Here is a 23,631-nt window from a genome sequence, read left to right on the forward strand (position 1 = left end):
TGGGGGGGGTGCGGGCCGGGGCGGGGTTGGGGCCTTTACCCGTGGGGGGCGGCCCCGCGCCCGGCACTACCCGGCATCCATTTCCCGGGGAGGGGAAAGCGATGAGCCTGCTGGCCTGGATCGGGATGTTCGCCGCCTGGAGCCTGTTCGCCACCTGGGTGCTGCGCTGGGGTGGCGCGGCCTGGATGGAAGGCTGGAAGTCGCTGGCCTTCGTCGACAGCTGGGGCAGCCTGTGGGACGAAGCGCAGATCAAGCTGTACTTCCTCTGCCTGTGGATCGTCTACGGGCTGTGGTTCCTGGCCGGCCTGTTCGTACCGGAGTGGCGCGGTTTGCCGTGATGCCTCTGCGTCGGTAGTGCCGGCCGCTGGCCGGCAGCTTCGGGGTGACTGCGGTTGGCCGCCCCCGGCCCGCCCCACCAATGCATAAGCGCGGGGGGGGGGGTGGGGGGGGGGGGGGGGGGGGTGGGGGGGGGGGGGGGGGGGGGGCCGCCCCGCCCCCGCCACTACCAGTGCATCTGCGCCGGGCATGCGATCATCCCCCCATGAAGATCTATCTTGTCGGCGGCGCCGTACGCGACCGCCTGCTGCAGCGCCCTGCCGGCGACCGTGACTGGGTGGTGGTCGGGGCCACGCCCGCGCAGATGGAGGCGCAGGGCTACACCGCGGTCGGCCGTGATTTCCCGGTGTTCCTGCACCCGAAGACCGGCGAGGAATACGCGCTGGCGCGCACCGAGCGCAAATCCGGCCATGGCTATCGCGGCTTCGTGGTCGATGCCGATCCGGCGGTGACGCTGGAAGAGGACCTGCAGCGCCGCGACTTCACCATCAACGCGATCGCCTGCGATGAGGAGACCGGCACGCTGGTCGATCCTTACGGTGGCGTTCGCGATCTTGAGCAGCGCGTGCTGCGCCACGTCGGCCCTGCGTTCGTGGAAGACCCGCTGCGCGTGCTGCGCGCGGCGCGCTTCATGGCGCGCTTCGCGCCACTGGGCTTCACCGTCGCCGAAGAGACCATGGCGCTGATGCGCGAGGTCGCCGCCAGTGGCGAGCTGGATGCGCTGGTGCCGGAACGCGTCTGGCAGGAACTGCGCAAGGCGCTGGTCAGTGAACGGCCCTCCGCCTTCCTGCGCACGCTGCACGATGCGCAGGCGCTGGGCCCGATCCTGCCCGAGCTGGAAGCGCTGTATGGCGTGCCGCAGCGTGCCGAATTCCATCCGGAAGTCGACACCGGCATCCACCAGGAAATGGTCAGCGACATGGCCGCGAAACTGGCACCGGGTGATGACCTGGTCGGCTTCGCTGCGCTCACCCACGACCTCGGCAAGGGCCTGACCCCGCCGGAGGAATGGCCACGCCACATCATGCACGAGCAGCGCGGCATCAAACCGCTGAAGGCATTGTGCGCGCGGTTGAAGATTCCCACCGAGCACCAGCAACTGGCCGAAGCGGTCTGCCGCGAGCACTTGAACGTGCACCGCATCGACGAACTGCGCGATGCCACCGTGCTGGAACTGCTGGGCCGCTGCGATGCATTGCGCCGGCCGGAACGCGTGGCGCGCATCGCGCTGTGCTGCGAGGCCGACAAGCGCGGCCGGCTCGGTTTCGAGGATGCCGACTATCCGCAGGGCGAAACGCTGAAGCGCCTGCACCGGGCGGCGCTGTCAGTGCAGGCACGCGATCTGGATACCACCCATCTGAAGGGCCCGGCCATCGGTGAAGCACTGGCCAAGGCGCGGGTGAAAGCCATCGCCGCCGCCCGCTGATCCGCAGCGGCCGTACCGGCCGCGCGCGCACTGCTATGGGTAGTGCCGGCCGCTGGCCGGCACCCAGACAATCCCTGGATCAGTGCGCCATGCCGCGGGTAATCGCCGCCGCACGCTGCTTCAACTGGGCCACGGCATCGGGAATCATCTCCATGCCCACGTCCAGGCCCGGGTTCAGCACCAGGCCGACGCCGTCGCCGATACCGGCCAGCAGCGCGTGCACCGCGATCGGCATGGCATGGGCAAACTGCGGCAGCTGCTCGTGCCACAGGCCAGCGCGCTCGGGGGCGGTGAACACAGCGAACATCGGCTCGCCGCTCTCGCTGGTCAGCACCAGCGGCGAGATGCTCTCGTCCCAGGCGCCGTCTTCGCCAATGGCCTTGTCCAGCAGCACGAACGCCGTCGAGGTCAGCAGGCCATCGAGGAACTGCGCTGCGGTCAGCGTGCCGTCCTGGGCCTGCAGCAGGCGTACCTCGAGGTCGTTGAGGGGTTCGAACGGGGTGTCGTGGTCCATGGTCGGTTCCGGTACGTGATTGCAGGGCAGACTTTAGCAGGCCGGGGGTGAGGCACGGCAGCGCATCGGCAGGGACACGCGGGGCTTCAGCGGCCGATGAGACTTTCCGCGGGAATGCCCAGGTTGCGGTGAAGCTTCCGGATCATTTCCAGAGTCAGACCGCGCTTGCGATTCAACACCTCGTAGACACGGTTGAGCTGGCCGATGGACGGCACCAGATCCTTCACGGTCAGACCGCCCTGCTCCATGCGGAAGCGGATTGCATCGATGGGATCTGGCGGTTCGATCGGGTAGTGCTTCGCTTCGTAGGCTTCAACCAGCGTTACGAGAATTTCGAATCGATCGCCATCCTCGCTCCCCGGCTCCGGCTCGTTGTCCACATAGGCCGAAATCTCGCGCAGAGCGTTTTCGTAGTCGATTTCCGTACGGATGGGCTGGATGTTCATAGAAGCTCCACAGTGTCGGCGTCGATCCGGTCGTACTCGGCGTGGGTGCCAACGAACTTGATGTAGACCACTTGAAACCTGTAACCCACAGCGACGATAAGCCGGTAGCTGCTGCCCTTTATGTTGAACACCACTCGACTGTTCGCCACGAAACTGGCGCTTGCATAACGTTGGCGTACATCGTGCGGCGTGTCCCATACGGCGTGCCTGACTTCGTCGTACCAGGACCTCAGCGCTGCTTCCGAATCAGGGTGGCGTTCCCAGAATCGTTTCAGCGTCGCCAAAGCAACCACTTTCATTGACACATCCTAGTCCCAAAATGGGATATAAGCAACAGTTTCACCTTCATCAGCGGCCGATGTATCCATGCCGCCACAGCCAGCCCAGCGCGGCCAGACCGACCACCACCACCAGCATCAGCGGCAGGCCGAAGCGATGCCGCCACGGGATCGGCACCCCGCCCAGCTGCTGGTCCATGGTGTCGGTATCCAGCAGCCAACCGTGCTCGCAGCGGGTGCAGGCCAGCTCGTAGCGGCGCTGGTAGGTGAAGCCGAACAGCAGATCGATGCGCGCCATCGTGTAGCGCAGCTGCGGGGCGAACTCGGTTTCCGTCTGGCAGCGCAGGCAGTGATGCGCTTCGGTGGGGCCGACGATCACCACCCTTTCCTGTTGGCCGATCAGGATCATGGCTCAGTGGCCCTGGCAGGCGGGCTGGGCCAGCAGCCAGGCTTGGGCCGCGGCCACGGTGGCGACCTCCCCCTCGACGCGCTGGTCAGGCTCGATCTTCAACCCGTCGCCACGATCATTGCGGTCGTGCATCACGCTGGTGGTCAGCAGCAGGCGACTGCCATCGGCAAGCGTGTGCACGACATTGCCGGTGGAGACACCTGCGGTCGGCTGGCCGAAACTTCGCGCCTGCGGGCGGCCACGCCACGCCAGCACCGAGGCCTCGCCCGAACTGCCGGTGCGGGGCCCGAACAGCACCGCCACCGGCGCGCCAGGCTGCCGCAGCACATAACCGGACTGGCCGAAATCCAGCAATGGCTTGCCTGCCAGCTGCACAGCGGTCGCCGTCAACGTCCAGCGCTGCGGCCCGTGCGCGGTTTCGAACGAGCCCACGTCCTCGTTGTTCACCACCGAGGTGCGCAGCAGCGGGGCCATGCCCAGCAGCATCGGCCACATGGCGCCACCGCCGTTGTCCCGCAGGTCGACGATCCAGCCACAGCGCGCGCCGTCGTCCTTGCTGCGGATGACCTGCTGCCAGCGCGCGGCACGCTGGACGTCCTGACGGAATTTTTCCTGCGGCGTCGCGCCGGGCGTGGAAGCATAGCCCTCGATGACCACCCAGCCGATACGCGCATCCACTGCATCAGCGGCCTTGGCCCGGTCCACGGCGGCGGCGCCGGCCCGTTGGGCACGCGCAAGGGATTCGCGCTGACGCTGGGTCGTGGTCCACGCACCATGGTGGCCGGTGCTGAGCGCAATGGCTTCGCGCAGAACGGCCAGCCGTTGCGCGGGTTCGCCCTGCGCCGATTGCAGGCGTACGCGGGTGGCGGGCCAGTCCACCCGGTCGCGATACAGCGCCTGCCGTTCAAGCAGGTTGAGGATCTCCGCTTGAGCCTGCGCAGAAGGCACCTCGACCGCAGTCGGGGAATTGGCCATGGCGTTGGTCGCCAGCATTGCGAGCATCAGCGCGCCGATGCGGCGCACTCCCTTGCGAACCTGCATGCGACGTTTCCTTGTCGTTGAGTCAGGCCCGCAGCATAACCGGGGCATGATCGCTTTCGCCATGCGCGAACTGTCGTATTTGCCTGCTCCGCAGATTGCAGGCAGACACGCTCACTGCGATCGCAACATTGCAACTTTGCCCATGTCATCGCGGCGTACAACGCGCCAAGGTGGTCCCGTCGGCGCTTCCTGCGCTGGCCGGGATTGGCGTCCTGAATGAAGCTTTTCACGAGCGGGCTTGCAACGTCGTTGCTGGCCCGAACAATGCACCGTCCGTCGTTCTGCGGCGGGCGGTGCGTGGGGATCCCCGGATCCGCCGGCGTCATTCCTCGTGAAGAGCTTCACCGGCACGCCAACCCGCACCGCCCGCCACCTTGCACCCCGCAGGTGGCCTTGCCCTGTGAGGTTGCCGCCATGAACACGCCCTACCCCACCTATCCACGCCTGCAGGCACTGCTCGGCGCAGCATTGCCCGGCCTGCAGCTGTCCACTACCGCCGCCGAAGCGTTGGAAGATGCGCTCGCCGAAGTCCACGAACAGGCGCCGCCATCGGCATTCTTCGCGCGGTTGCGTGGTATTGCGCACAACCAAGCGGCCGATGGGCAGCCGTGGCGCGAGCGGCAACTCAGCGAGGCGCGCGGTCGGGAACTGGCCGAGGCCACGCGCTGTCTGGCGGCGTTGTCTGCGTGTGGGGGGGTGTTGCTGGCCGCACAGTCGGCACGCGAGATGGACGATGCGGCGGCGCAGTGCCCGCCGCAGGTGGAGGAAGGGTTGCTGCATGCGGTGGTGGTGCTGGCCGAACATGCGGGTGGGTTGGTGGCGCCGGGTGCATGCGCGGGGTCGTGACGGTGATGGATTTGTGTCGACCAAGGTCGACACCTACCAGATCTCGTTCATCGCGCCGTTGGATCTGTGCCGACCAAGGTCGGCACCTACCCAGGCCTGCGCTTGTCACCAATCCGCGCGCAGGCCGATGTTGCCTTCGATGATGCGGCGCTTCTCGTTGCGGTCGCCACCCAATTCGCGCGTGTAGTCGGCCACAGCGTAGGCGCTGATGGTGCGGTTGAAGCGCCCGACCACACCTACGCCGGCTTCCAGTGCACGCGAACGCTGCGAATTGACGATCACGTCGTCGTCGAAGCGGATGCGATCCTCGCCGGAACGGCCATGCCAGTAGTTGAGCTTGAAGTACGGCTGCCAGCCGTTGTCGGCCAGCTGGTAGTCGCCGGCCAGGCGCAGGCCGATGCGGCCGGTCCAGGCATTGTCGTTGTCGAAGCGCACGCTCGACACCTCGTCGCGACGATCATCTAGCGAGGTGCGCTGCCAGATCACCTGCACCTGCGGCTCCAGCCACCATGCGGATTGCCCGAAGTGCAGCAGCGGCTTTCCGGCTTCCACCGACGCGCTGGTACCGTCACCACTCAGGCCGAAGCCGAGCCCACGCGAGGAACGCACGCGGCCGTCGTAACGGCTCTGCATCGCCACCGCATCGATATAGCCGCCGCTGCTGTCGGTGAACGTCCAGTACAGGCCCACGTGCTTGTCATCCAGACGGTTCTGGCCGACCTGCACGTTTTCCCACCCCAGAGCCAGACCAGTGGTCTTGCCCTGCGCGCGGGTGCGGCCGACGAATACACCGATCTGGTTGCGATGATTGTCAGACGCTGCGGCCCACACATCCAGACCGGCCTGCAGGCCCATCACATCGCCATCGAAGCCCGGCTGCGCATCGCCCTTCCAGTGGATCTCGCTGCTCTGCCCCACCAGACGGCCCCAGGCGGTACGGAATGCGCCCTGGCTGTACAGCAGGCGCTGCTCGCCCTGGCGCTCGTGGAAAGTACCCAGGCTGGCCAGCGAAGCCTCACGCAGCAACGGAGGCAACACCGCATAGGTCGCAGTCTCCACGCGGTACAGCGGCACCACCGCGCCCTCGGCGGGACGCGCACCCGGTGTCGGCGGCGCGCCAGTACCGGGCAATGCACCGCCGGCCACCGGGACGTCCGGCACGGCCGGGTCGCTGGGCGGCGCCACCGGGGCGGGTTCCGGTGGCGGCGGTGGCGGCGCGGTCTCGCCCGCAGTCAGGTCCGGATCGGTGGCGCCTTCGGGCGGCGGCGGCGGCGCCGGGGTGATCGGCGGCGGTGGTGCCACCGGCGGTGTCAGTGGTGGTGGTGTGGCGGTGCCGCCGCCGTTGGGTGCTGGCGTCGGCCCGGCCACCAGCGTCGAACGCAGGTACCAGTTCTCGCCGGTACCGGCACTGACACCGCCCTTGAACAGGAAGTACTCGTAGGCACCGGCCGCGACCGGTGCGAACAGCGAAAACGCGCCCGGCGCGGTGCGGCCACCATTCAAGGCCTGCACCACCAGGATGCCATCGGCCAGCGTGGCGGCGCCGCTGCCGCCGGCATTGAGCACGCCGATGCCGGTGGTGCCGGTTGCGGTGCCGCCATCGATCACCAGTCGGTCGCTGGTGGAATTGTCCGCACCCAGCACGGTGCGCAGGTACAGACCACCGCCGTCACCGCGATAGTTGCCGCGGACAGTGAACACATCCCCGGCGCCGCTACCGGTCAGGTCGATGCGTCCTGCATTGACCATCTCCACCAGTGCACCACTGTTGAACGGACGGATGGCATGACCGCCACTGCCTGCATAGACCGTACTGGTGTCATCCACGGTGAGTGAACCGGTGCCGCTGGCACTGTCGCCCAGCACCAGATCGCCGTCGAAGCTCAGCTCGGTGCTGTTGGCCAGGCTGATCGCTTCCCAGTTCTGGAAGCGCCCCACGCCTGCGGTCTTGACGTTGCTGAGGTTGAGCTGGTCGATGCCACTGCCACCATCGAACAACGGTACCGCGCCGAGGTTGCCCTGGTTGAGGTTGCTGAGGTTGGCCACATCGTTGTCCGGGCCCATGTCGATCGCGCCGTAGACGATGCCGCCGCCGTTCCAGTTGAAGGTGTCGTTGCCGGTACTGAGCAGCACCTGGCCACGTACGGTGCCGTCGGTGATGGTCACGCTGTCATTGCCGCCGCTGACGCTGATGTTGCCGCCGATGTAGGCCGTACCCGAGATGATGATGGTGTCGGTGTCGAAGCCGGTCACCACGTTGCCGTCCACCGTGCCGCCGGACTGGTCCCACAGGTTCTTGTCCAGCTTCATGTTGACCCGGCCGATGCGGCCACCGGTCATCCAGGCCTGGTCGCCATCCTCGAACGCGCCGACGATGCGACCGCCGCTCATGCGGAAGGTATCGATGTTGTCGCCCTGCTGCAGCGCGCCGATCGTTCCGCCACTCATGACGAAATCGTCGCGGCCGCTGCCCTGCGCCACCAGGCCAGTGACGGTGCCACCGTTGACCGTCATCTGATCATCACCAGTGCCCTGGTCGACGCTGTCGATGGTGCCATTGCTCAGCAGCAGCACGTCGTTGCCGTCGCCCTGCAGGACACCGCCGGTGATGCTGCCGGCCTGCATCTCGAGGCGATCGTTGCCGGCACCGAACTGCACGCCGGTGCGCCCGCTGATCGTTCCGCTGTTGACCAGCACGCTGTCACCAGCGCCAACGAACTGCAGCGCGGTGTTGTTGCCGGTGCTGATGCTGCCGGCATTTTCGACGCGGCTGCCACCGCCAAGCTGGACCGCCACGCCCCCCACCGAACTGATCGTGCCGAGGTTGGACAGCAGGTGCCCGCCGGCCCCGACCAGCGAAATCGCACTGCCACCACCGCTCTGCTGCAGTTGTGCCGTGCTGGCAACATTGACGGTGATACCGGCCGCACCAGTGGCGGTGACGGGAAGGGTCTGCGGATTCGGCGCGTTGGCATCGCAGGTGACCGTCTGGCCTGCGGTCGGGGTGGCATTGTCACAGCCCGCCCAGGCGGCGCTGGCACCCAGCAGCATGATGGACGGGACAGCCAGGGCCTGCAGTACGGAAACAGTGAGGCGGCGCATGCGCACTGCGCGCGGGACGGCACGGGACATACAGCACTCCTGGACAGGGGATCAGGAACTGCGGATATGCGGTACTGCGCAGGCAGTCTGCCGTGTGGTGAACGGTTCCGACAGGTGAAATTGCGCGCCAGCCATCACAGTTCAGATGCGAACTTGATCGAGCATCACCTCGCCTCTACGTGGCTGAAACCGTTCATCAAGGCGATCGCACGCTACGCGGAGAGCATCCACGCATGGCGTGGATCTACTGATCATTCCGCCTGCATCGCGTTCACCTCTCGCCCGGTAGATCCACGCCATGCGTGGATGTGGCGCGCCGCCGGGGGTCAGATCTTCAGATAGATCTTCCGCCGGTCCAGCCACCATGCCACGCCCCACCACAGCGCGACGAACGCCAGCGCCTGCAGCATCGATGCCAGCTCGAGCGCCTGCGGCATCGCGGTGGCCAGCTGGTGCCAGATCCAGCCCCAGGCGCCGGTCGCCATCAGTACCACCGACATCACCGATGCACCCAGGTACGCGGTGATCGCGTTGACCCCGAAGCGCCGGCCCAGCGCCGGCCAGCCCTTCTGGTCGATCAACACGTGGCCCAGCCACAGCGCCAGCGCCGCCAGGCCGCCGGTCCACAGCACGTAGCTGGGCGTCCACAGCTGCTTGTTCAACGGCAGCACCACGGCCAGCAACAGACCCAGCACGGCAGTCACCGTACCCAGTCCCGCCAGCGCCGCAGTACGTCCGCTGCGCAGCAGGCCTCCGGCCAACAGACCGAGCACGGTACTGGCCAGCGCACCCAGCGTGCTCAGTAATCCTTCCGGGTCATGGCCCAGCCCGGTATCGGCGTGCCATTGGTAGATCCATGGCGCGAACAGCGTGGTATCCAGGCGGCTGGCCGGGTTGGTCCATGGCGCCAGATCACCGATGCCCAGCAGCAGCACGGTATAGCCCACCAGCAGCGTAACCAGCACGCCGGCCTGCACGCGCGGCCGCGCATACACCGCCAGTACACCTACCAAAGCTGCGCACACCGCGATCCGTTGCAGTACGCCCCAGATGCGGAAGTGATGGGTATGCAGCGCCCACCAGATCAGCAGGTGCAGCAGCGCACCGGCCACCAGGATGCGCAGCGCGCGCTCCAGTACGCCGCGCACCAATGCCGGTCGCGCCGCAGCATCCCGCGCACGCGGTGCCACGCTGAAGGCCATCGACACGCCGACCAGGAACAGGAAGAACGGGAACACCAGGTCGGTCGGTGTGCAGCCATGCCATTCCGAATGGCGCAGCGGTGCGAACACCGCGCTCCAGTCACCCGGGTTGTTGACCAGCAGCATTGCCGCCACGGTGATGCCGCGCAGGGCATCGATCGAGCCCAGACGGCGCGGCGGCGTACTGTTCATCAGGCGGCCTCGTATTGTCCGGCAATCCAGGTGCCACGCACCTGCAGGGCGTCATCCAGCAGGACCAGGTCGGCCTGGTAACCCTCGGCGATATGGCCCAAGCGGTCGTCGACATTGAGGAACTGTGCCGGATAGGTCGAGGCCATCCGCGCCGCTTCGGCCAGCGGCTGGCCGAGCAGCTGCACGGTGTTGCGCACGGCGGTGGCCATGTCCAGCGCCGAACCGGCCAGCGAACCGGCAGCATTGCGCACCACGCCATCGATGGCGGTGATGGTTTCGCCATACAGCACGTAGCTGGGATCATCGGCACCCACCGGCGGCATCGCATCGGTCACCAGCAGCAGACGGCCGCGCGGCTTGGCCGCCAGCGCCACGCGCAGGCTGGCCGGGTGCACGTGCACGCCATCGACAATGATGCCGATCCAGCTGTCGCGGTCTTCCAACGCTGCGCCTACCGCGCCGGGCTCACGGCCCTGCAGCGGCGACATCGCGTTGTACAGGTGGGTGAAGCCACGCACGCCGGCATCCAGGCCGGCACGGATCTCTTCGTAGGTACCTGCGGTGTGCCCAGCGGCAACAATCACACCGCGCTCGACCAACGCACGAATGGTTTCCAGCGGCACGCGTTCCGGTGCCAGCGTCAGCAGGGTCACACCGTTGTCCAGCGATGCGGCCAGTGCGATTTCTGCTTCGTCGGGCACGCGGAACTTGCTGGCATCGTGCGTGCCCTTGCGCGCCGGCGCGATGTACGGGCCTTCCAGATGGATGCCGATCACGCCCGGCACCCCCTGTGCGATTGCCTCGCGCAGCGCACCGATGGCCTCGCGCATCACGCCCACATCATCACTGATCAGCGTTGGCAGCATCGCGGTGGTACCGAAACGACGGTGCGCCTGCGCGATGGTGCGCAGTGCCGCCACGTCCGGCGTGTTGTTGAACAGCGCACCGCCGCCACCGTTGACCTGCACATCGATGAAACCGGGCAGCAGCCAGCCACCGCCCAGGTCCACCTGCTCGGCAGCTTGGCCGAGCTGCGGCGCAGCATCAGGCAGCAGCGCGCTGATGCGACCGTCCTCGATCACCACCGCCAGATCGTCGCGGAATTCATCGCCGGCGAGGATGCGGGCATTGCGCAGCACCGTTGCCATCACACCGTCTCCGTAACCTTGTTCAGGTGCGGCGGCAGGTCCGGGTTGAAGCCACGGCGCAGCGCCAGCGCGTTGATCGCGCGGTAGAAACTCTGCACGGTCAGCAGCGGTGCGCACAGCGGGTGCGGCGCGGCGGCCACCGGCAGGTTGCCACCGGCACCGGCCATCCACACCTGCGCGCCACGCGAAGTAAATTCTTCGACCACCGCACGAGTGCCGGCGCCGGTTTCGTCGGGCTGGGCAAAGGCCAGCACCGGGAAGCCGCGATCGACCAGCGCCATCGGGCCGTGCTTGACCTCGGCCGAGCTGTAGGCCTCGGCATGCAGGCTGCAGGTTTCCTTGAATTTCAGCGCGGCTTCCTGCGCTGCGCCGAGCCCCAGGCCGCGCCCCAGCACGAACAGATTGGTCGCCTCGACCAGGCCCTCGGTCACCGGCGTCCAGTCGCACTGCCAGGCCTCGCGCATCGCATCCGGCAGCAGATCCAGCGCGGCGCGCAGGCTGCTGTCCTGCTTCCAGTACGCGGCCAGCTGCAGCAGTGCGGCCAGCGACGCCAGGTAACTCTTGGTCGCCGCCACGCTCTTTTCGGCACCGGCATGCAGCGGAATGACCGTATCGGCCAGCTGCGCCAACGGCGAATCCTCGACATTGACCAGCGCGATCACGCGCGCGCCGGCCGCCTTGGCGGCCTCGGCGTTGCGCAGCAGGTCCGGGCTCTTGCCCGACTGCGAAATGACGATGAACAGTGCACCGCGAAGCTGCAGCGGTGCGGCATAGACCGACCCCACCGACGGCGAGGCCGAGGCCACCACCAGGCCCAGCTGTGTTTCCAGCAGGTACTTGCCATAGGTGGCGGCATGGTCGGAGCTGCCGCGTGCGCAGGTGACCACGAACGGCGGCGGCGCGGCGCGCAGGCTGGCGGCCAGGGTTTCCATGGTGGCATGGTTGCGCGAGAACTGGCGCGCGACCACGTCGGCCGCTTCCGCGGCCTCGGCGAACATCAGGGTGGACGTGGGGTCTGACAGCGACATGGCAGGCTCAGGCAGGATCGGAAGGAAGGGGGCGTGCGCCGGCCGGGCGCATCGGCGCGGTCGAACCGCGCACCACCAGCTGCGGCACGAAGCCCTGGTTGTGCAGCGGCGCGGGCGCATCGTCATAGGCGTCGCTGCGCAGCTGCGCGATCAGCAGGCGCGCGGCATGGCGGGCGATGTCTTCGGTGGCCTGCTTGGCGGTGGTCAGCGGCGGCCACGACTGGCGCGAGAACGGGCTGTCCTCGAAACCGGCGATGGACAGGTCGTACGGCACGTTCATGCCGGCCGACTTCGCGGCGGCCAGCACACCGGCGGCGATTTCGTCGTTGGAACCGAAGATGGCGGTGGGCGGCTCGCGCAGCGCCAGCAGGCGGCGCGCGCCACGGAAACCATCGTCGAAGGTGTAGTCGCCCTGCACCACGAGGTGCTTGTCCACGGTCATGCCGTAGTCCTTCAGCGCGGCTTCGTAACCGGCGTAGCGCTCGCCCGAGGAACGGTGCGAGATGCCGCCCCAGAGGAAGCCGATGCGCTGGTGACCCAGCTGGATCAGGTGCTCGGTGATCTCATAGGCGGCCTCACGGTCGTCCACGAACACGCAGGCGCCGTCGGCCGGGTCTTCGGTGGCGGCGATGATGCGCACCAGCTTGATGCCGCGCGCGGTCAACGCCTGGATCAGGTCGCGGCGCTCGGACATCGGCGCGGTCAGCACCAGCCCGGCCAGGCGCGAACGCTGCACCCAGTCGGCCAGTTCATCAGCCAGCAGCGGCGAGCTGGAATCGCAGGGATGGATCTGCAGGCCGAAGCCGGTCTCGCGGCAGGCAGCGAGCACGCCGTTCTGCACACCGATGATGTGGTACGGGTTCGGGTTGTCGTAGACCAGCCCGATCACGAAGGTGGTGCCGCTGCGCAGGTTACGCGCCGACGGATCGGGCTCGTAATCGAGTTCAGCGATGGCACGCAGCACCCGCGCACGGGTGGCCTGCATCACCGAGGGCTCGTTGTTGATCACCCGCGAGACCGTCTTCAGCGAGACCTTGGCCTTCTCCGCAACGTCCTTGATGGTCGCTCTGCGCATGGGTTTTCCCTGGGGTTGGCTGCCGTCCATCATCGCCGATCAGGCCTTGTCCTGCGGCAGGCCGGCGCGGTGGCCGACCACCGAGTAGAACAGGATGTACAGGTAGCACGGCACCATCAGCAGTACGAACACCAGCTGGAAGTCGATGTGCTGCTTGAGCACGGCGAACAGCTGCGGAATGATCGCGCCGCCGGCGATGCCCATCACCAGCAGGGCCGAGCCGGTCTCGGTGAAGCGGCCCAGGCCGCGGATCGCCAGCGGGAAGATCGCCGGCCACATCATGGCATTGGCGAAGCCCAGCAGGGCTACGAAGGCCACCGACACGTAGCCGTGGGTGGCCCAGGCACCCAGGCAGAACACCACGCCCAGCACCGCCGAAATGGTCAGGTAGCGCGACTGCGAAACCACCTTGGGGATCAGCAGCAGGCCGACCACGTAGCCGACCAGCATCGCGCCCAGGGTGAGCGAGGTGAACATCTTGGTCTGGTCCAGCGGCAGGTCGAAACCATGGCCGTAGGTACCGATCGCATCACCGGCCATCACCTCAACGCCCACGTAGACGAACAGGCACAGCACGCCCAGCCACAGGTGCGGGAACTGGAAGATGCTGCGGCGCTCGGCGGCACCGGCAGCCACCGGCGTGGCGTTGGCTTCGGACGACTTGATTTCCGGCAGCGGCGAGAACAGCACGGCCACCGCCAGCAGCACCAGCAGGCCGGCCATGGCCAGGTACGGTGCATGGATCTTGGCGGCGAATTCGTTCAACAACTGCGCCTTGGTGGCTTCATCGGCGGCGGCCACCGTGGCCGACAGGTCACCGATGCCATGCAGCACCACGGTGCCGATCAACACCGGCGCCAACATGCCGGCGATCTTGTTGCAGATGCCCATCAGCGCGATGCGCCGCGCGGCTGTCTCGATCGGGCCGAGGATGGAGATGTACGGGTTGATCGCGGTCTGCAGCAGGGCCAGGCCGCTGCCGATCACGAACAGGCCGCCGAGCGCACCGGGATACCAGCGCTGGGTGGCGAACTCGCCGAACAACGCGGCACCACCGGCCATCACCAGCAGGCTCAGGCTCAGGCCCTTCTTCATGCCGGTGCGGCGCAGGATCCACGACGCCGGCAGGGCCAGGAAGAAATAGGACAGGTAGAACACCATCAGCACCAGGAAGGCGCCGACCTCGCTGAGTTCGAAGGCCAACTTGACGAAGGTGATCAGCGGGCCGTTGAGCCAGGTGAAGAAGCCGATCAGGAAGAACAACACGCCAACGATGGCGATGGAGGTGGCCACGTTCGGGCGCGCGCTTGCAGCGGGGACGGCGGACATCAGGAGGGCTCCTGCGGCGACGGCCGCAGAACGCGGCGTCGGAGAGTGGCTGGGAACAACGTTGTCACATTCTTTCGATGGACAGCCGCGGTTTGTCAACTTCCACGCGCAGCCCTGTCAACCTCGTGCTGCACTGCGCAACCCGATCGCAACACATCGTGCTGAATGCGCCGGAGGCCTTGGCCTATGTGCAGCAACGGTTCCAACGTGAAACTCGCACTCACGCCATGTAAACGTTTACTGCATGTCGCATTCGTTGCGTTGCAGCAACGAAAGTGTCACGAACTCGTTGACATCGTTGTCAGCGGGGTTACAGACTCCGCCCCAATCGCCGCCCCCGATCCCGGGGCCGGCCCACCTGCAGCAGGAGCCCGCGTGACCGCCAGCCACCCCGCCCCGGCCCATGTCCTGTCCCGAGTCGCGCCCTCGTTCCTGGCCGCCGACGTCGGTGGCACCCATGTGCGCGTGGCCCGGGTCCAGGCCAGCGGTGATGCCGCCCACCCGGTGCAGGTGCTGGAGTACCGCAAGTACCGCAATGCCGACCATGCCGGCCTCAGCGCGATCCTGTCCGACTTTCTTGGCGAAGGCCCGCGGCCCACGCATTGCGTGGTCGCCAGCGCCGGCTACGCCCGCGAGGACGGCACAGTGATCACCGCCAACCTGCCGTGGCCGCTGTCGGCGCGCCAGGTGGAAGCCGACGTCGGCCTGCAGCGGGTCTACATCGTCAACGACTTCGAAGCCGTGGCCTATGCCGCTGCGCAGGTGGACGCCAGCGGCGTGCTGCACCTGTGCGGGCCGGACACCGCCGCCCGCGGCCCGACCCTGGTGGTCGGCCCCGGTACCGGCCTCGGCGCCGCGCTGTGGATCCCCACCGCGCACGGCCCGGTGGTACTCCCGACCGAAGCCGGGCAACCGACACTGGCCGCCAGCACCGAACTGGAAATGGCCATCGTCCGCCACATGCAGCGCGACCGCGCGCACGTGTCGATCGAGCATGCGATCTCCGGCCCCGGCCTGATGAACCTGTACCGCGCAGTGTGTGCACTGCAGGGGCAGGCACCGACGCTGGCCAGCCCCGATGCGGTCACCGCCGCTGCCATGGCCGACAGCGATGCACATGCGCGCCAGGCGCTGGATGTGTTCTGCGGCCTGCTCGGCAGCACCATCGGCGACATGGCGCTGTTCTACGGCGCCCACGGTGGCGTCTACCTGGCCGGCGGCATCCTGCCGCAGATCCGTGAATACCTGCACGCCAGCACTTTCGTCGAACGCTACCTGCAGAAGGGACCGATGGGCGAAGCGCTGGCACGCATCCCGGTGAAGGTCGTCGAGCACGGCCAGCTGGGCGTGGTCGGCGCTGCCAGCTGGTACCTGCAGCAGCAGTCGGCCGCCTGACACCGCAACAGGCTTCAACGCAATCGCAGCACGCAGTACGTGGCACGCCAACGCACGGGACTTCGCCGCCGCCCCGCGCATGTCTTTGCAACCGTAATCGAACACCGCCGCCGGCATCCAATCGAGTGATGAGGAGAGACATCATGAACACCCGCAAGACCCTGCTTTCGGCCGCCATCGTCAGCTGCATCGCCTTCAGTGCGCACGCGCAGCAGGCCCCCCAGACCGCCACCGACCTGGATACCGTGCAGGTCACCGGCATCCGTGGTTCGATGGAAAAATCGCTGGACACCAAGCGCGAAGCCAATGCGCGCGTGGAAGTGGTCACCGCCGAAGACGTGGGCAAGCTGCCCGCGCACAACGTCGCCGACACCCTGCAGCGCCTGCCGGGTGTGAACATCAGCTCGTCCAGCGCCGACGAAGGCGGCTTCGACGAAGCCGACCGTGTCAGCCTGCGCGGCACCAGCCCGAGCCTGACCCAGACCCTGATCAACGGCCACACCGTCGGCTCGGCCGACTGGTTCGTGCTCAGCCAGGGCAACAACGTCGGCCGCAGCGTCAGCTACTCGCTGCTGCCGTCGGAGCTGGTGCGCTCGGTGGAAGTGAACAAGTCCTCGCAGGCCAAGCTGCAGGACGGCGGCACCACCGGTACCGTCAACATCCTCACCCGCAAGCCGCTGGAGTTCTCCAAGCAGCTCACCGCGGAAGGCTCGATCGGCATGGTGCGTTCGGACCAGGCCAAATCGAATGACCCGCAGCTGTCGGCCCTGTTCAACTACAAGAACGACGAGAACACCTTCGGCGTGATGGTGCAGGCCTTCAGCCAGAAGCGCGAGCTGCGTCGCGAAGCACAGGAAATTCCGGGTGGCTTCTTCCAGATCGACCCGAACGGCACCGTTGCCAAGTCCAACCCGGACCTGGCCGGCGTCTATGCCCCGGGCCTGCTCGGTTCGACGCTGTTCGAACAGACCCGCGAGCGCAAGGGCGGCCTGATCTCGCTGCAGTTCAAGCCGATGGACAACCTGACCCTGGGCCTGGAAGGCTTCAGCTCGGAACTGAAGGCGAACAACTACAACCGCAATTTCATGCTGTGGGGCGGCCGCATCCTCAACGACCGCGAGGTTGAAGACGCCAACGGCAACAAGGTCCTGATTCCGGGCCAGGCGCCGAATCCGGGCTACGTCGTCAAGGATGGCGTGCTGTCCAACGCTACCTTCGCCGGCCAGGCCGACCGCGATTACGCGGTATACGACATGATCTACCGCGAGTCGAAGGCCAAGACCAACTACATCACCTTCGACGCCGACTGGCAGATCAACGACAGCCTGGGCATGAAGTTCCAGGCCGGCAGCACCAAGGGCACCGGCGAAACGCCGCGCCAGTACATCGCCGAGGTCAACCTTGCCCGCGGTGGTGGTGCGACCTGGGCGACGCACGGCAACGGCTCGCCGATCGACTGGAACGTCGGTGGCAACATCGGCCCGAGCGGCGTGACCGACTTCGGCACCTGGGGCAACCAGCAGGTCACCGCGATCGACAAGGAAAAGTGGGCCACCCTCGATTTCAACCAGTACTTCGCCGACGCCGGCGTGCTGAACTCGATCGACTTCGGTGCCCGCTTCGGTGACCACAAGCGCGAGGCCAAGTCGCCGGAAGGCGCAACCCCGGGCGCGATCTGGGATGCGCTGAAGAACGGTGCGACCGCCAACTTCCCGGGCGGCTTCGCCAACGGCATCGGTGGCAGCTTCCCGCGCGACCTGTGGTACTTCACCCCGGGTGCACTGAAGGATGCGGTGACCAACAACTCCACCTGGCTGGCCGGCAATGACGGCCCGACCGGCCGCCACAACTACGGCGCCGAGTGGAAGGTGTCCGAGAAGAACTTCGCCGCCTACGTGCAGGGCAACTTCAGCGGTGATCGCTGGAGCGGCAACGTCGGCCTGCGCTATGTCAACATCAAGCAGGACATCGACACCTACGCGGCCGCCATCGGCTCGACCGTGCCGGATGTGAAGAGCCTGTTCGGTGCCTGGACCCGCGAAGCCTTCGAGAACAAGCACAACCGCGTGCTGCCGAGCGCCAACTTCAAGTACGACCTGCGCGACGACCTGGTGCTGCGCCTGGCAGCCTCGCAGACCCAGACCCTGCCGGACTTCTCGGCACTGGGCGCGTCCTCCTACGGTTCGGACCTGAACCGCACCGGTGGCGGCGGCAACCCGAAGCTGAAGCCGGTGGTGTCGACCAATTTCGACGCCAACCTGGAGTGGTACTTCATGCCGCGCGGCATGCTGTCGGTGGGTGCGTACTCGATGCGCCTGAAGGACTATGTGGCCTTCAGCACCGAGAAGCAGATGCTGTTCAGCGAGCTGACCAACCGCCTCGAGGAGTACAACATCTCGCGTCCGAAGAATGCCGACGGCAAGGTGCGCGGCTTCGAAGTGGCGTATGAGCAGCCGATCGGCGAGTACTTCGGCGTCAACGCCAACTACACCTACGCCGATGGCAGCACCTCGCACACCTGGGCCGACGGCACCGACAACCTGCTGGGCACCTCGAAGAACACCTACAACGTGGGTGCCTACTTCGAGAACGACACCTTCGGTGCCCGCCTCAGCTACACCCGCCGCTCGTCGTTCCTGATCGGCCTGTCCGGTGCCAACCCGTATTACCAGGATGACTTCGGCACCCTGTCGGCGTCGCTGAGCTACAAGGCCACCGACTGGCTGAGCGTCAGCTTCGATGCGCTGAACCTCAACAACCCGACCTACAAGTACTACCAGACCGCGGCCATTCCGACCTCGTTCTACAGCAACGGTCGCCAGTACTACCTCAACTTCCGCTTCAAGTACTGATCCAGCGGCGGCAACATCGCCGAGTCGTGCACGCACGCCGGGCCTGGGTCATTCCGGGCCCGGCGTTTTTCATGTATAGCGTTCATCGCACCGTTCCAAGGAGTCGTCCCGATGGTCAAGCCTTCCCGCGCCCGGATGCGCAGCGCAGTGCTGCTGGGCAGCCTGCTCGCCCTGTTGCCGGCACTGCCGGCACTCGCCGCCGATCCCACGCCGACCGCTGAAGCACCCGGCCCGCAGCTGCGCGCCGGCAGCCTGATGCTGATTCCCGCCCCGGCCACGGTGCAGCCCGGCCAGGGCAGCGGCATCACCGTGCGCGCCGATACCGTGCTGCGCGCAGAAGGCGAGGCCGCACAGCGGGTCGCCACCCAGTTCTCCGATCTGCTGGCCCGCAGCGGTGGCCCGCGACTGGCACTGGCCAAGGGCAACGCCGCATCCAGGAGCGGCGGCATCCGGTTTGAGATCGTCCCGACCTTCCGCGACAGCGGCGAAGGCTACACGCTGGAAAGCACCGCGCAGGGCGTGCTGGTGCAGGCCGGCAACGAAACCGGCCTGTTCTATGGCGCGACCACGCTCGCCCAGCTCGCCACCGGCGGCAGCAACGGCGTGCTGCCAGCGGTGCAGATCCAGGATGCGCCGCGCTTCAGCTGGCGCGGTTTCATGCTCGACTCGGCACGGCATTTCCAGAGCCTGGACGAGATCAAGCGTGTGCTCGACGCAATGGCTGCGCACAAGCTCAATACCTTCCATTGGCACCTCACCGATGACCAGGGCTGGCGCATGGAGATCAAGCGCTACCCGAAGCTGACCGAAGTGGGCAGCTGCCGCCTGCCGGCCGGCGACGGTGGCGTCGATCCGGTCAGCGGCCAGGAGCACCCGTACTGCGGCTTCTACACGCAGGCGCAGATCCGCGAGGTGATCGCCTATGCCGCTGCGCTGCATATCCAGGTCATTCCTGAAATCGACGTGCCCGGCCATGCCACCGCTGCGATTGCCGCGTACCCGGAACTGGGTTCGATCAACACCCCGCTGAAGCCGATCAGCGAATGGGGCGTATTCCCGAACCTGTTCAACGTGGAAGACAGCACCGTCACCTTCCTCGAGAACGTGCTGGAGGAAGTGATCGAACTGTTCCCGGCCAGGTACGTGCACGTGGGTGGCGACGAGGCGGTGAAGGACCAGTGGGAAGCCTCCAGGCAGGTGCAGCAGCGCATGCGTGCACTGGGCATCAAGGATGAGATGGCCATGCAGAGCCATATCATCAAGCGCCTGGAGACGTTCCTGGAGGAACACGACCGGCGCCTGATCGGCTGGGATGAAATCCTCGAAGGGGGCCTGCCGCCGCAGGCCACGGTGATGTCGTGGCAGGGCACCGAAGGTGGCCTCGCTGCGGCCAGCGCCGGGCATGACGTGATCATGTCGCCGGTCGGCTACCTGTACCTGGACTACCTGCAGACGGCCTCACCGAACGAACCGCCCGGCCGCCCGACCCAGGTCAACCTTGGCAAGCTCTACAACTTCGAGCCGGTGCCGGCCGAACTGGCCGCCGACAAGCGCGGGCACATCCTCGGCCTGCAGGCCAACATGTTCACCGAACACACGCGCAGCTATGCACGCCTGCAGCACAACCTGTTCCCGCGCCTGGCCGCCGTGGCCGAGACAGGCTGGAGCACGCCGGAACATCGCGACTTCCGCGATTTCCTCGCACGCCTGCCGGCGCAGCTGCAGCGCTACCGTGCCTGGGGCCTGGCCTACGCGCAGACCCCGTTCGAAGTGGGCGTGGACTACACCGATGATCGCGCGAAGAACACCGTGACCGTGTCGCTGGCCAATCCGCTGGGCTATGAAGTGCGTTACAGCACCGATGGCCAGCCGGTGACCGCGCAGTCGCCGCTGTACCAGCAGCCGCTGACGGCGCAACTGCCCGCCACCGTGCAGGCCGCCGCGTTCTACCAGGGCCAGATGCTGGCTGCGAAGCCGACGGTCGCGGACTTCACTGCGCAATCGCTGCTCAGCCGCCGCAGTGATGAACTGCTCAGCTGCGTAGGCAAGAAGGGGCTGGTGCTGCGCCTGGAAGACGATGGCCCGCGCGAGGGAACGCGTGCGGTGTTCAATGTGGACATCTTCCAGCCGTGCTGGCGCTGGCCACAGGCACAGCTGGACGACATCGGTAGCGTGGAAGTCCGCGCGGGCCGTATTCCGTACTACTTCCAGCTGGCCCATGACGAACCCAAGCGTCGCTACGAGAAGGCCAAGCGTGCGCACGGCGAGATGCAGGTGCGTCGCGGCGACTGCAGCGGCAAGGTGCTGGCCGAAGTGCCCCTGCCGGCCAAGCCCGATGCCGATGGCTTCGTGACGCTGCGTGCAGCGCTGCCGAAGGGTACACAGGGCACCGGTGACCTGTGCATCAACTTCACCGGCGATACGCGCCCGGCGATGTGGGTGCTGGATGAGGTCACGCTGGGGAAATGACGGCAGGTCTGTCCTGGTGGGTGCCGACCTTGGTCGGCACCTCGGGCAGCTCATCCACGCATGGCGTGGATCTACGGGTGGGTGCCAACCTTGGTTGGCACGCCTTTACCCGCGCCAGCGCAGCAGCAGGTCACGCAGCGGGGTCAGTGCCGTAGCCATGCCGGCCAGCACGCCGATCGTGTTGGCCAGCGCATCCATCGGGTCGGCGATGCGGTTGCTGGTCAGCGCGCCCTGCGCGAACTCGATGCCGATACCCATCAGCACCAGGCCTACACCGACCCACAGCAGCGGACGTCCGCGCCGGAACAGCTGTACCGCACTGCCCGCCAGAATGAAGTAAGCAAGAAAGTGCTCGCCCTTGTCGCTGTTTTCCGGCAGCGGAATCGGCGGCGGCGGAATCAGGCAGACCACGATCACCAGCAGCACCGCCGTCGCCCACAGTACGGTCCACAACCGCGGCCGACGCAGCGGCTTGATCACCGGCAACGCGTGGCTCACAGACGCCAGCTCAGGTCGCCCAGCTCGAAGGCCGGTTCGAAGTCGACACCACGCTGCAGGCCGATGGCCTGGAAGCGCTCGCCCATCTCGGTCGGCAGGGTCAGCTTCTTCACCTGGTCGCGCAGCTGGATGCGGCCGACCTCGTCGGTGCGTTCCTCGGCCAGCAGCAGCACCTGGTCCAGCCCGTTGCCGAGCAGGAAACTGGCCTGGCTGCAGTAGCCGGCCAGCTCGAAACCGCCGTGCATGCCGGCCTCGGCCATCGCGGTGAAATCCACCGACGCGGTGATGTCCTGCAGGCCCGGCCAGCGGTGCACGTCGTTGTGCACGTGGTGGCGGTAGAACGCACGCACGGTGCCATCGTCACGGTCGTGCTGGTAGAACTCGCCGCGGTTGTAGCCGTAATCGACGAACAGCATCGCGCCGCGCTGCAGGCCGCCGGCCACCGCCTGCAGCCAGTACGGCAGCTGCGGCAGAACTTCGGAGCGGTAGCCTTCGGCGAAGGGCTTTTCCAGGTAACGCTCGATATGGCGCACCGCGCCGTTGAGCAGGATGTCGGCCGGCTGCGCGCCTCGGATGAAGTTGCCTTCGGCATCCAGCTCGACGGTCTCCTCATAGACCTCGCCATCCCGGATCAGGAAGCGCGGCGTCGGCAGTGCGTCGATCACCTCGTTGGCAAACACCACGCCCTCCCAGTCCTCTTCGAACGGGCGGTCGACCCAGTCCACACGCGCGGCCAGCTCGGCCGGCAGGTTCTGCTGCAGGCGCTGCTGCTGGCGCTCGCGCAGGTCGGCGCTGGGTTCGAGGATGGCGTACCGCGACGGCAGTGCGTCGAGCTCGGCCAGGCGCAGCAGCACGGCTTCGGCGAAGGCGCCGGTACCACCGCCCAGTTCCAGCATCCGCGCCTGCGCACCCAGCTGGGCGAACACCGGCGCCAGCGCATTGGCCACGCTGCCGGCAAACAGGCTGCCGAGCTCGGGCGCGGTGGTGAAGTCGCCACTGCCGCCGAATTTGCTGGCGCCGGCGCTGTAATAGCCCCAGCCGGGGGTGTACAGGCACAGCTCCATGAAGCGGGAGAACGGCATTGCCCCGCCCTGCGCAAGGATTTCGGCGCGCAGGGCGGCGGCCAGCTGGTCGCTGTGGGCCAGGGCATCGGCTTCGGGCAGGGGGAAGGTGGGCTGCATGGCGTCTTCGAATGCGGTGACAATGGTGCACAGGATAGCCGAGCCTTGGAGGACCCTCGATGAGCGACACCCACCCCGTGGTCCTGATCACCGGCAGCGCGCGCCGGATCGGTGCGGCCATCGCCCGCCAGTTCCACGCCTGCGGCTGGTCGGTGGTGCTGCACGCCAACACCTCCAGTGCCGAGCTGCAGCAGGCCGCGTTCGATTTCGACAACGTGCGCCCGGGCAGCGTGCTGGCCCTGCAGGCCGACCTGCGTGACGCCGACGCCCTGGCCGACCTGGTGGAACAGGCCGTTACCCACTTCGGGCGACTGGACGCGCTGGTCAACAACGCCTCCAACTTCTTCCCCACCCCGCTTGGCCAGGTCACCGCCGAGGCAATGGACGAGTTGTACGCGGTCAACGCGCGCGCGCCGCTGCTGCTGTCACAGGCGGCGGCACCCTACCTGCGCCGCCAGCAGGGCTGCATCGTCAACCTGACCGACCTGCACGGCACCGACCCGATGCGCGACCACATCGCATACACCATGGCCAAGGCCGCGCTGGAGATGGCCACCCGCTCGCTGGCGCTGGAGCTGGCGCCGAAGGTGCGGGTCAATGCGGTGGCGCCCGGCGCGATCCTGTGGCCGGAACAGGGCAAGGACGATTTCGCCCGCGAGGCGCTGCTGGCGCGTACACCGCTGGCACGGATCGGCACCGTCGAGGAGATCGCCGAGGCGGTCTACTGGCTGGTGGCCGAAGCCAGCTTCGTCACCGGCCATACCCTGCGTGTGGATGGTGGGCGTACGGTCAGTTGAGGCGTTGCCGGGCCCCCGGCCGGGCGACCCGGGGGTGGGCGGCCGGGGGGGCGGCCCCCCCCACCAA

20 protein-coding genes are annotated in these 23,631 nt (G+C 67.1%); 7 read left to right on the forward strand and 13 right to left on the reverse strand.

All coding sequences use genetic code 11. The features are described from left to right. Positions 1–101 precede the first annotated feature (101 nt). Complete coding sequence (locus ACJ7C5_RS14535) at positions 102–338, forward strand: hypothetical protein (protein ID WP_008267778.1); 237 nt, start codon at positions 102–104, stop codon at positions 336–338. A gap of 203 nt (positions 339–541) precedes the next feature. After that, positions 542–1,762 (forward strand): multifunctional CCA addition/repair protein, encoded by a 1,221-nt coding sequence (locus ACJ7C5_RS14540; protein WP_412704291.1) that lies wholly within the window; start codon positions 542–544, stop codon positions 1,760–1,762. Between the two features lie 79 nt (positions 1,763–1,841). Here the strand turns inward: ACJ7C5_RS14540 and ACJ7C5_RS14545 are convergent, their stop codons facing one another. The 5 genes from ACJ7C5_RS14545 to ACJ7C5_RS14565 form a co-directional block, all read right to left on the reverse strand. Next, the gene (locus tag ACJ7C5_RS14545) at positions 1,842–2,276 is read right to left on the reverse strand and encodes an SseB family protein (protein ID WP_005419309.1); all 435 of its coding nucleotides are present in this window, start codon (positions 2,274–2,276) and stop codon (positions 1,842–1,844) included. 86 nt (positions 2,277–2,362) lie between these two features. Then, a complete protein-coding gene (locus ACJ7C5_RS14550; RefSeq protein WP_094002431.1) occupies positions 2,363–2,722 on the reverse strand; it encodes a helix-turn-helix domain-containing protein in 360 nt (119 codons plus the stop codon). Then, positions 2,719–3,021, reverse strand: a complete 303-nt coding sequence (locus ACJ7C5_RS14555; RefSeq protein WP_412704292.1) for a type II toxin-antitoxin system HigB family toxin — start codon at positions 3,019–3,021, stop codon at positions 2,719–2,721. Before ACJ7C5_RS14555 ends, ACJ7C5_RS14550 begins: the two co-directional genes overlap by 4 nt. A 49-nt stretch (positions 3,022–3,070) precedes the next feature. Then, positions 3,071–3,409, reverse strand: a complete 339-nt coding sequence (locus tag ACJ7C5_RS14560) for a hypothetical protein (RefSeq protein ID WP_412704293.1) — start codon at positions 3,407–3,409, stop codon at positions 3,071–3,073. Between the two features lie 3 nt (positions 3,410–3,412). After that, positions 3,413–4,450, reverse strand: a complete 1,038-nt coding sequence (locus ACJ7C5_RS14565; RefSeq protein ID WP_412704294.1) for a S41 family peptidase — start codon at positions 4,448–4,450, stop codon at positions 3,413–3,415. A 414-nt stretch (positions 4,451–4,864) separates the two neighbouring features. Here ACJ7C5_RS14565 and ACJ7C5_RS14570 point away from each other — a divergent pair, with 414 nt between their 5' ends. Further along, positions 4,865–5,296 carry a hypothetical protein gene (locus tag ACJ7C5_RS14570; protein WP_412704295.1) on the forward strand — a complete coding sequence of 144 codons (432 nt, stop codon included), beginning with the start codon at positions 4,865–4,867 and terminating at the stop codon, positions 5,294–5,296. A gap of 105 nt (positions 5,297–5,401) precedes the next feature. On the opposite strand, the gene ACJ7C5_RS14575 is transcribed toward ACJ7C5_RS14570, so the two are convergent. The 6 genes from ACJ7C5_RS14575 to ACJ7C5_RS14600 all read right to left on the reverse strand — a co-directional run bounded on the left by ACJ7C5_RS14575 (position 5,402) and on the right by ACJ7C5_RS14600 (position 14,372). Further along, positions 5,402–8,428: an autotransporter family protein gene (locus ACJ7C5_RS14575; RefSeq protein ID WP_412704296.1), complete on the reverse strand. Its 3,027-nt coding sequence runs from the start codon at positions 8,426–8,428 to the stop codon at positions 5,402–5,404. Positions 8,429–8,724: 296 nt separating this feature from the next. Then, positions 8,725–9,792, reverse strand: coding sequence for an acyltransferase family protein (locus ACJ7C5_RS14580; protein ID WP_412704297.1), 1,068 nt, complete (start codon positions 9,790–9,792; stop codon positions 8,725–8,727). Further along, positions 9,792–10,940: an N-acetylglucosamine-6-phosphate deacetylase gene (gene nagA, locus ACJ7C5_RS14585; protein ID WP_412704298.1), complete on the reverse strand. Its 1,149-nt coding sequence runs from the start codon at positions 10,938–10,940 to the stop codon at positions 9,792–9,794. Before nagA ends, ACJ7C5_RS14580 begins: the two co-directional genes overlap by 1 nt. Continuing rightward, entirely contained in the window at positions 10,940–11,968 is a 1,029-nt protein-coding gene (locus ACJ7C5_RS14590; RefSeq protein ID WP_088027152.1) for an SIS domain-containing protein, read from the reverse strand. The genes nagA and ACJ7C5_RS14590 overlap by 1 nt, the downstream gene beginning before the upstream one ends. A 7-nt stretch (positions 11,969–11,975) precedes the next feature. Further along, positions 11,976–13,043 carry a LacI family DNA-binding transcriptional regulator gene (locus ACJ7C5_RS14595; protein ID WP_006391719.1) on the reverse strand — a complete coding sequence of 356 codons (1,068 nt, stop codon included), beginning with the start codon at positions 13,041–13,043 and terminating at the stop codon, positions 11,976–11,978. Positions 13,044–13,082: 39 nt separating this feature from the next. Beyond that, complete coding sequence (locus ACJ7C5_RS14600) at positions 13,083–14,372, reverse strand: sugar MFS transporter (RefSeq protein WP_197585195.1); 1,290 nt, start codon at positions 14,370–14,372, stop codon at positions 13,083–13,085. Between the two features lie 375 nt (positions 14,373–14,747). Here ACJ7C5_RS14600 and ACJ7C5_RS14605 point away from each other — a divergent pair, with 375 nt between their 5' ends. The 3 genes from ACJ7C5_RS14605 (at position 14,748) to ACJ7C5_RS14615 (ending at position 21,088) form a co-directional block, all read left to right on the forward strand. Beyond that, positions 14,748–15,767 carry a glucokinase family protein gene (locus ACJ7C5_RS14605; protein ID WP_412704299.1) on the forward strand — a complete coding sequence of 340 codons (1,020 nt, stop codon included), beginning with the start codon at positions 14,748–14,750 and terminating at the stop codon, positions 15,765–15,767. A 143-nt stretch (positions 15,768–15,910) separates the two neighbouring features. Further along, a complete protein-coding gene (locus ACJ7C5_RS14610; RefSeq protein ID WP_412704300.1) occupies positions 15,911–18,619 on the forward strand; it encodes a TonB-dependent receptor in 2,709 nt (902 codons plus the stop codon). A gap of 111 nt (positions 18,620–18,730) precedes the next feature. Continuing rightward, complete coding sequence (locus ACJ7C5_RS14615) at positions 18,731–21,088, forward strand: beta-N-acetylhexosaminidase (RefSeq protein WP_412704301.1); 2,358 nt, start codon at positions 18,731–18,733, stop codon at positions 21,086–21,088. Between the two features lie 105 nt (positions 21,089–21,193). On the opposite strand, the gene ACJ7C5_RS14620 is transcribed toward ACJ7C5_RS14615, so the two are convergent. Both ACJ7C5_RS14620 and ACJ7C5_RS14625 read right to left on the reverse strand, forming a co-directional pair. Beyond that, entirely contained in the window at positions 21,194–21,586 is a 393-nt protein-coding gene (locus tag ACJ7C5_RS14620) for a VanZ family protein (RefSeq protein WP_412704302.1), read from the reverse strand. Then, entirely contained in the window at positions 21,583–22,767 is a 1,185-nt protein-coding gene (locus ACJ7C5_RS14625; RefSeq protein WP_010480950.1) for a class I SAM-dependent methyltransferase, read from the reverse strand. Before ACJ7C5_RS14625 ends, ACJ7C5_RS14620 begins: the two co-directional genes overlap by 4 nt. Before the next feature lie 59 nt (positions 22,768–22,826). Between ACJ7C5_RS14625 and ACJ7C5_RS14630 the strand changes: the two genes are divergently transcribed. Beyond that, positions 22,827–23,564 carry a pteridine reductase gene (locus tag ACJ7C5_RS14630; protein WP_024957037.1) on the forward strand — a complete coding sequence of 246 codons (738 nt, stop codon included), beginning with the start codon at positions 22,827–22,829 and terminating at the stop codon, positions 23,562–23,564. Positions 23,565–23,631 lie beyond the last annotated feature (67 nt).

The sequence above is a fragment of the Nocardiopsis yanglingensis genome, from assembly GCF_045809185.1.
GTDB lineage: Bacteria > Pseudomonadota > Gammaproteobacteria > Xanthomonadales > Xanthomonadaceae > Stenotrophomonas > Stenotrophomonas yanglingensis.

What these genes read in the sequence shown, in the direction of transcription:
- ACJ7C5_RS14535 (WP_008267778.1), top strand. Translation starts at nt 102, where the DNA reads ATGAGCCTGCTGGCCTGGATCGGGATGTTCGCCGCCTGGAGCCTGTTC.
- ACJ7C5_RS14540 (WP_412704291.1), top strand. Translation starts at nt 542, where the DNA reads ATGAAGATCTATCTTGTCGGCGGCGCCGTACGCGACCGCCTGCTGCAG.
- ACJ7C5_RS14545 (WP_005419309.1), bottom strand. Translation starts at nt 2,276, where the DNA reads ATGGACCACGACACCCCGTTCGAACCCCTCAACGACCTCGAGGTACGC.
- ACJ7C5_RS14550 (WP_094002431.1), bottom strand. Translation starts at nt 2,722, where the DNA reads ATGAACATCCAGCCCATCCGTACGGAAATCGACTACGAAAACGCTCTG.
- ACJ7C5_RS14555 (WP_412704292.1), bottom strand. Translation starts at nt 3,021, where the DNA reads ATGAAAGTGGTTGCTTTGGCGACGCTGAAACGATTCTGGGAACGCCAC.
- ACJ7C5_RS14560 (WP_412704293.1), bottom strand. Translation starts at nt 3,409, where the DNA reads ATGATCCTGATCGGCCAACAGGAAAGGGTGGTGATCGTCGGCCCCACC.
- ACJ7C5_RS14565 (WP_412704294.1), bottom strand. Translation starts at nt 4,450, where the DNA reads ATGCAGGTTCGCAAGGGAGTGCGCCGCATCGGCGCGCTGATGCTCGCA.
- ACJ7C5_RS14570 (WP_412704295.1), top strand. Translation starts at nt 4,865, where the DNA reads ATGAACACGCCCTACCCCACCTATCCACGCCTGCAGGCACTGCTCGGC.
- ACJ7C5_RS14575 (WP_412704296.1), bottom strand. Translation starts at nt 8,428, where the DNA reads ATGTCCCGTGCCGTCCCGCGCGCAGTGCGCATGCGCCGCCTCACTGTT.
- ACJ7C5_RS14580 (WP_412704297.1), bottom strand. Translation starts at nt 9,792, where the DNA reads ATGAACAGTACGCCGCCGCGCCGTCTGGGCTCGATCGATGCCCTGCGC.
- nagA (WP_412704298.1), bottom strand. Translation starts at nt 10,940, where the DNA reads ATGGCAACGGTGCTGCGCAATGCCCGCATCCTCGCCGGCGATGAATTC.
- ACJ7C5_RS14590 (WP_088027152.1), bottom strand. Translation starts at nt 11,968, where the DNA reads ATGTCGCTGTCAGACCCCACGTCCACCCTGATGTTCGCCGAGGCCGCG.
- ACJ7C5_RS14595 (WP_006391719.1), bottom strand. Translation starts at nt 13,043, where the DNA reads ATGCGCAGAGCGACCATCAAGGACGTTGCGGAGAAGGCCAAGGTCTCG.
- ACJ7C5_RS14600 (WP_197585195.1), bottom strand. Translation starts at nt 14,372, where the DNA reads ATGTCCGCCGTCCCCGCTGCAAGCGCGCGCCCGAACGTGGCCACCTCC.
- ACJ7C5_RS14610 (WP_412704300.1), top strand. Translation starts at nt 15,911, where the DNA reads ATGAACACCCGCAAGACCCTGCTTTCGGCCGCCATCGTCAGCTGCATC.
- ACJ7C5_RS14615 (WP_412704301.1), top strand. Translation starts at nt 18,731, where the DNA reads ATGGTCAAGCCTTCCCGCGCCCGGATGCGCAGCGCAGTGCTGCTGGGC.
- ACJ7C5_RS14625 (WP_010480950.1), bottom strand. Translation starts at nt 22,767, where the DNA reads ATGCAGCCCACCTTCCCCCTGCCCGAAGCCGATGCCCTGGCCCACAGC.
- ACJ7C5_RS14630 (WP_024957037.1), top strand. Translation starts at nt 22,827, where the DNA reads ATGAGCGACACCCACCCCGTGGTCCTGATCACCGGCAGCGCGCGCCGG.